General features: G+C 39.3%; 6 protein-coding genes. 5 read left to right on the top strand and 1 reads right to left on the bottom strand.

Annotation, left to right across the window (positions count from 1 at the left end):
- Positions 1 to 81: 81 nt before the first annotated feature.
- Positions 82 to 1,188: a DUF6538 domain-containing protein gene (locus RYZ26_RS17230; protein ID WP_411576881.1), complete on the bottom strand. Its 1,107-nt coding sequence runs from the start codon at positions 1,186 to 1,188 to the stop codon at positions 82 to 84.
- A gap of 291 nt (positions 1,189 to 1,479) precedes the next feature.
- Between RYZ26_RS17230 and RYZ26_RS17225 the strand changes: the two genes are divergently transcribed.
- The 5 genes from RYZ26_RS17225 (at position 1,480) to RYZ26_RS17205 (ending at position 6,617) form a co-directional block, all read left to right on the top strand.
- The gene (locus tag RYZ26_RS17225) at positions 1,480 to 3,114 is read left to right on the top strand and encodes a tyrosine-type recombinase/integrase (RefSeq protein WP_317684488.1); all 1,635 of its coding nucleotides are present in this window, start codon (positions 1,480 to 1,482) and stop codon (positions 3,112 to 3,114) included.
- A gap of 527 nt (positions 3,115 to 3,641) precedes the next feature.
- On the top strand, positions 3,642 to 4,841 hold the full coding sequence (locus RYZ26_RS17220) for a hypothetical protein (protein ID WP_317684487.1): 1,200 nt from the start codon (positions 3,642 to 3,644) through the stop codon (positions 4,839 to 4,841).
- 319 nt (positions 4,842 to 5,160) lie between these two features.
- A complete protein-coding gene (locus tag RYZ26_RS17215; RefSeq protein WP_317684486.1) occupies positions 5,161 to 5,496 on the top strand; it encodes a hypothetical protein in 336 nt (111 codons plus the stop codon).
- A 100-nt stretch (positions 5,497 to 5,596) separates the two neighbouring features.
- Complete coding sequence (locus RYZ26_RS17210; RefSeq protein WP_317684485.1) at positions 5,597 to 5,935, top strand: hypothetical protein; 339 nt, start codon at positions 5,597 to 5,599, stop codon at positions 5,933 to 5,935.
- Entirely contained in the window at positions 5,928 to 6,617 is a 690-nt protein-coding gene (locus tag RYZ26_RS17205) for a recombinase family protein (RefSeq protein ID WP_317684484.1), read from the top strand. Before RYZ26_RS17210 ends, RYZ26_RS17205 begins: the two co-directional genes overlap by 8 nt.
- The last annotated feature ends 58 nt before the right edge of the window (positions 6,618 to 6,675 follow it).

Raw genomic sequence — 6,675 nt, 5'->3', positions numbered from 1 at the left:
TTTCATAAGACATAAGCATATGCTTAAGGCATAGCCTTAAGCCTCCTTAGGCTATGTCAGGGTGTCCGGTCCAAATGGGGGCTACTCCACATAACCTTCTCCAACGCCGCCAACAGTCCACCCGCCAAGACGGTCAACAATGTCTGGTGGACATTGAATCGCGCGTAAACGGTCCCGAAGACTGTGGCGGAAACTATGGATCACACAGCCCTTCGGAACGCGCTTTGCCATCCACTTATTGAGATAAGTGCTGGCAACACCGCCTTTACATTCCACCGTGTTGCAATACTGTGGAAACAAGAAATCGTTTCTGGATGTCAAAGATGCCCGTGTAACCGCCCAATATGCAGCACCAACAAGTGGGATGATACGTTCGCTGTTCTTGTTCTTGAGCCGCCGCCACTTGTGAGGTTTCAGAACAATGTGCGGATGCTTCTGATCAAACACGATGTCAGATTTTACCAAGCCAGCAGCTTCACTCAGGCGCATCCCCGTATCACTGATGGCGGCAATCAATCTGGTCGTATCTGTATCAGCATCTTTGCATTGTCGCTGAACCTTACGAATGATGTTCAATGGAACTGGTTTACGCTCTTGCGGGGCGTTTACAATGTCGTCACCCAAGAACACACCTGAGAAGCATCTGATCTCTGGAAGGTCTTCTTCACGGGACACGAAGTTAAGGATGGCTCTGATGACATTGAAGGCACGGTGGATGGTAGCCTTGCTCAATCCCCTCTTGGCATACGCATCACGCAATCTGTTTGCATCGGCTCTGGTGTACGTATCAATGGGTTTGTCACCCAATGCTGTGATCAGGTTCTTTTCTGCACGATCAATGGCAGTGACGAAGGTTCGAGGACGACCTGCGCTCTTGGCTTTCAGATAGATGGATTTTGCTTCTGAAAATAAAGGAGCATCTGAACGTGCCAGATCGACGGCATTACGAGATTGAAGAAAGCGTTCAAAAGGGTCGCCATAAATCTTGCGACGCAGGATCAACCAATCCTCATCCAACTGCGCAGCGAGTGAGGCTGCTTCTGACCGTGCAAGCGACTTTGAACAGGTACGTAAAGATAAGACAATCCGATCACGATTGTAGTGGTCACGAACGTCCTTCGGAATCCTACGTGTGAAGTAGAAGACATTACGTTTTTTGAAGATGTATTCGGAGGTTTGGTCACCCATTTGGTCTACCGTTAAATGCGCACAACATGAAAAAGTGCTGCGAAAACAGTAGATTAATCGTTTTTTAATGGGGGGAAATGGTGCCCGGGGGCGGACTTGAACCACCGACACGCGGATTTTCAATCCACAAACATGTTGACAACTCTTTGTATTATTTATACTTTTTTTAAAGCTGTTTTGTCAATAGTGTTTCTTAAGTCATTGATATTGCGTAGTTATAATACTGTTAAACGTTACAAAATGCGTTACGTTACAGTCCTACGTTACACTTTTCTATAAGGTGAATTTTGCATGTCAGAGTCAACTAAAACATTTCTTGATAAGCATGACATTTCTGGCGTTGATACGTCCTGTTTTATCTATAAAAGAACCCCTCAGGGACCTTGGCAATATTGTGTAGGCATCCCCGTAGATGTTGCCAACGGTAGGCACAACACAATCAAGAAATCATGCAAGACAAAGGATTTTGAGAAAGCAAAGCGTGTTGCATACGATGCTTACAAAGAAATCTGGAGAAAGATTGATGATAAAAAATCTGTGCACACAAAGACTTTTGAGCAAGTCGCTTTAGAGCTTTTAGACTTTGTAAAATATGGGGAACCTGAGAGCAGGTACAAAGATTACAGTCAGAAAATTCATAACTATCTAATCCCTTTTTTTGGGGAGATGGACATTACAAAAATCAAAGATGTTCATATAACAGAGTTCTGGGATTGGCGTGTTGACGTAAGAAAAAGACAGATTGCAGAGTATAACAAAAAATATGAGGCAAGATGTGATGAAGCTAAGCGTTCTTTTGATCGAAAAGAAGAAAGACGCAAGAAAGAAGAAGGCGTTCTTTTCAAGCCTGAACGATTCAGCAAACCGCCTTATAAGCCCCCATTCAAAGGCAAAACATCTTTCCCTGCATCATCTATTGCAAGTGAGAATGCACCCCTAAAAAGGGTTTTTAAATTCGCATGTGGCGGTAAGAATGCAGTAATGAAAAAGGGGGATATTCCAACTATCGGAATGCCTGATAAAGAAGAAGTCCAAGCTAATATAATTGTTACTAGGGAATTAAATTCTCGACCTGCTTTTAATCATTCTGAAATTAAACTTATCCAGGATCATCTAAGAAGGCGTTATAGAGATAAGAAGAATGCCTATATTCATGCTCTAAAGCATTCAGGTTCTAAGAAATGTAAGGCAATTAGAGAAGCTTACGATGAATCTGAATTAAGCTCTCAATGGGACAGGGATGATAAAGTTTTAGCGTCTTATCGCTTGTATTTTGCAGTTAATTTATTGATTGCAACAGGTATGAGAACTCAAACGATGCTTTCATTAAAAGTAAAGCACGTTTCAAAAAGGCTAGAAAATGGTGATTTAGTTCCAGTTTATAAAACTGGAATTAGGACTAAGAAAGTCCCAGGTCTCAAGCACATGGCAGTAGGCAGTAAACTCATGAAGAGTTACAGGGATCATGAGGCTTATTTTCATGACGGGAAAGCTTCAAGATATGTATTCGGCGGCAGCACTCATAAAGGCGGTGCTGAAAGATACGTTGAGATCGTACCTGACATCTTTCTAAACGAGCATCTAGAGCGATATCTTGACTATATCGGCTTAGAAGACCCTGAAAGACCACTAATTGAGGGGATTTCAAGCCATTCATTGAATACAGCTTTCAAAAGAGCACTGGCAGAGCCAAGTTCAAAGTTAGGTCATGATTTCGTAGAAGATAGATCAATCTATAGCATTCGGCACTACTATATTACTCAAAAGATCATTGAAAAGAATGACTTAACAGAAATTGCTAAAAACTGTCTTACTTCCGTAAAAGTCATTCAAAGCTATTATGACAAGGCTAGTCATTTGCTTTCATATGACAAACTCTCAGGCATTGAAAAGCTAGATAATCGAGAGACAATCGAATTTGAATAAGAAAAACCCCCTTAGGTTTCTTTCTCGCCTAAGGGGGCACCACATTTCACAGGTTAGAGGGTCCGAATCCTCATAAATCTATGCTACCTCATTTTTTGCAAAAGACCAGCGGCCGCAGGCAAATGTCTCTATAGTGTTGTAAATATATCACACATTTTGTGCACCAGTGCATTAAATTAGCTATTCTCTTATCAAGTAATAAAAAAGATATTGACATTTTCATGATTCGAGAGAACGAAAAAAGTTGACAAGCACTTAAATTTATAGTAGTATGCAAAAATAAGGCATCCCAAGACAGGGTGCTGTTTTGCTCTTTACTATAGTGAATATGAAAAATTTAGATGGTACTAGCCCCGCTTCCTTAACGGGAGGCGGGGTCTTTTTCGCCCCTGAATCAAAGTAATAATTGCACTCTGGCAAGTATATTTATTTATATGTCAACAACTTTGATCTTGATTAAAAGAAAAATCCCCGATATTCTGTTGAGTTGTCAAGTCTACAATCAAAATATCGAGGAATCTTTTCTAATGACAAGTAATAATATACTTAAAGAATCAGACTACTGCAAGAAAAAAAATCAAATAATTTCAAAAGAATTATATTGGAAATTTATTGACGTAAATAATGCTGTCAATAGCGATTTAGATATAGCAAAGCAGTTAGAATATAGAGATAAGCACCGTAAATTAGAAAAAGATACTCAAGAAATTGCAAGGAAATTGCAGTTAGCTGGCTATAATCCCTATTACGGAGAGCCAAAAACAAAGGTAAATCCTGTAACTCTTGAGACAGAAACAAAGTTTTCCTACAGAAATCTAATGATTTTGCCGGAAATTGCTTACAGACATAACGCAGATATAAGAAATAAGCTTGAATTGTTCGTTATTGAGCATGGAATCAAGCAATTAAAGCAACATATGATTAGTTTTGAAGTGCTGAATCCGTCAGATTACTATGACCACCATAGAGTTTTTACAAAAAAGCTGTCAAAATTTCGTGAATTTGCAAAAAATAATGGTATCGAATACCTATATCAACGAATTGAAACACCGGACTTTAAGAAAAAAGATGGTAATTGTGCGATTAATCTTCATGCACATTTAATAGGTCAGGTGATTTCAAAGCCAAATTTTGAAGCAATTAATAAGTACGTCCGAAAGCACTTTCGTTTTTTCGGTGACATTGAAAATGTAAAATCTTCTGAGATCACCAAAACTATCAGATACGTAACTAAGACCGAAAATCATGTCGATATGCCAAGCGTTGATTTAGCAGAGTTTGCAAAGCAGATCGAAAACCTAAAGTTTTCTTTCCCGGTTGGAAGTTTTCGCAAGTATGTAAGTGAACTTAATAGGGATAATGAAAGAGTTGCCAAAGTTGGCGAACGCTTGGAAAAGTTGAAGCGTTACGAACGCACTAGAAACCCTCATAAAAAGAGCAAGGATTCAGCTAATCGAATTCTTAGGATATCCCGCCCTACATATTGCGGAACTGATTACAAGAGGTTCCCTTGCCTTATCGTTGATAAATTTACGTCTGTTGCTGAGTTCCTTGAATGCGAACACAACAGAAAGCTTGTCAACAAAATACGCCGAGCTTTTAATCTTCCTGATGTGGATTACAAGGCAATAGATACTGGTAATACCCTAGATAATAATCAAGAAGACTATAAAACATCAAATCCAGCTATCCCAATTAGTGAAATATGGGATGAAATCCCGTTCTAACCTCAAACAGGTTATCTAAAAATAAAATTTAAGCAGCTAAAATAAAAGATGAAGGATTCCACAAGTATTCTTTCATTACTTGCTAAAGCAAATATCAAGTAATAATAAACATCTTACATGTAATAACGCATAATAACATTGTGATATTATTGTCACATAAACGACCGTTTTTGAGTCAATATTGTTTTTATGCTATTTTTTACTTGATTGTGACTCATAACTATGACACATTAGAGTTACCAAGAGTTCCACATTTATGTGTCACTGTTTGGGTGTGAAACGAGGAATCAGGAAATCTGATGGCAAAAGGAAAAAAGTTATGAGTATTAAAATCGAAAATGTTGCGATCTTAGAAATCACAGAAACTTACATCTCTAAAGAAGATGACATTGAACAGCACGCTTTCGAAGGTGTCTTTTCAATCGAAGGTAAGGTTTTTGAGTTTGGCGGTTATGTCCAAACGGGCGATGACAAAATTACAAAAGTGAAATCTCAAGACGCTTGGTGGGATTATGTCGCTAGCGACATTGTAAAAGCAGGGCTTGTAGAAGATATAAGCGAAGCAAAAGATATTTTTCATAAGATGCTTAAAGAAATTGATGCTGATGCAGTTTTGAAGTTTGCAAGAGCAACAGTCTTTGAAGAAGCTTCGTAAAGCTTCCAAGCCTCCCCGTTGGCTTAAAAACGGGGCAATCCAACACAGGAAACAGCAGGGAAAGACTATCGTTAAAAACTCTATTTAAGGAGAGGCGATAATGTCTTTACTACTTATAAAATCAATCGAAATCATCGAAGCAGTTTCTGAAGCTTACGAATATTCAGATGGCATATCGTTTCAGATGAGAACTGATGATAGATACAATCTGCTAGTGACGATCACTAACGGAAAAGAAGAAGCTGTCCTATCAAACTTCTATATCTTCAATGATTTTGACGAGTTCCATGAATCTCTAAGAGTGTCTTTCGATTTCGAGTATGATGGCTCTCTTAGTCTTGCCCAATCTTATGAGATCGCACAGCAGATCGAAGCAGACGCAGAAGCAATAATCAGATTGTTTACAACTCCAATTAATAGAGGTTGTGACAATGACTAATTTAAATTTGGGTTACGCCCGTGTTTCTGGTCCAAATCAAAATTTAGACTTGCAAATCAAGGCATTGGAAGATGCTGGTTGCGATAAGATAATCACAGAAAAAGCTTCATCTATGGGTCATAGACCAAAATTTGAAGAGATGCTTAGCGTTCTAAGAAAGGGCGATATCGTCACAGTTTGGAAGCTTGACCGCTTAGGTCGTAAGAGTCTGCAACTGCATCAAACTATTGATGAAATCCACCAAAAAGGTGCTTATTTCCGTTGCATCACGCAAGACATGGACACAAGCACAAGTCAAGGAATGCTCTTGTTCACGATGCTTTCAGCAGTGGCAGAAATGGAGCTTAATAACATTCGTGAAAGAACGCGAGCGGGGCTTGAAAGAGCTAGAGCCAAGGGTAATTTTGGCGGTCGCCGAAAATCTTTAACTGATATTCAAGAGCGTAAACTCTTTCATGAATACACAGACCCGGAACGAGTTAAGACCACCAAAGAAATCGCGGAATATTACGGCATTTCAAGGCAATCCGTTGTCAGGATTGTTAATCGAATTTCTAAGCAAGTTGCAGATGAAGAACGAGAAGCAAGAGCTAATCTTGCAAGCAAGAATAATCTTCCAGAACAAAGTGATTTGGAAGATTTCACTGGCGATCATGTGCATCCCGCAATGAAAGCCAGCTAACCCAGGAAGGTGTCAATTTCGGGCACCTTCTTTTATAAACAACATTAGAAAAAGGAAA

The sequence above is a fragment of the Terasakiella sediminum genome, assembly GCF_033100395.1.
Lineage (GTDB): Bacteria > Pseudomonadota > Alphaproteobacteria > Rhodospirillales > Terasakiellaceae > Terasakiella.
This window is presented reverse-complemented; position numbering and strand designations above follow the sequence as displayed.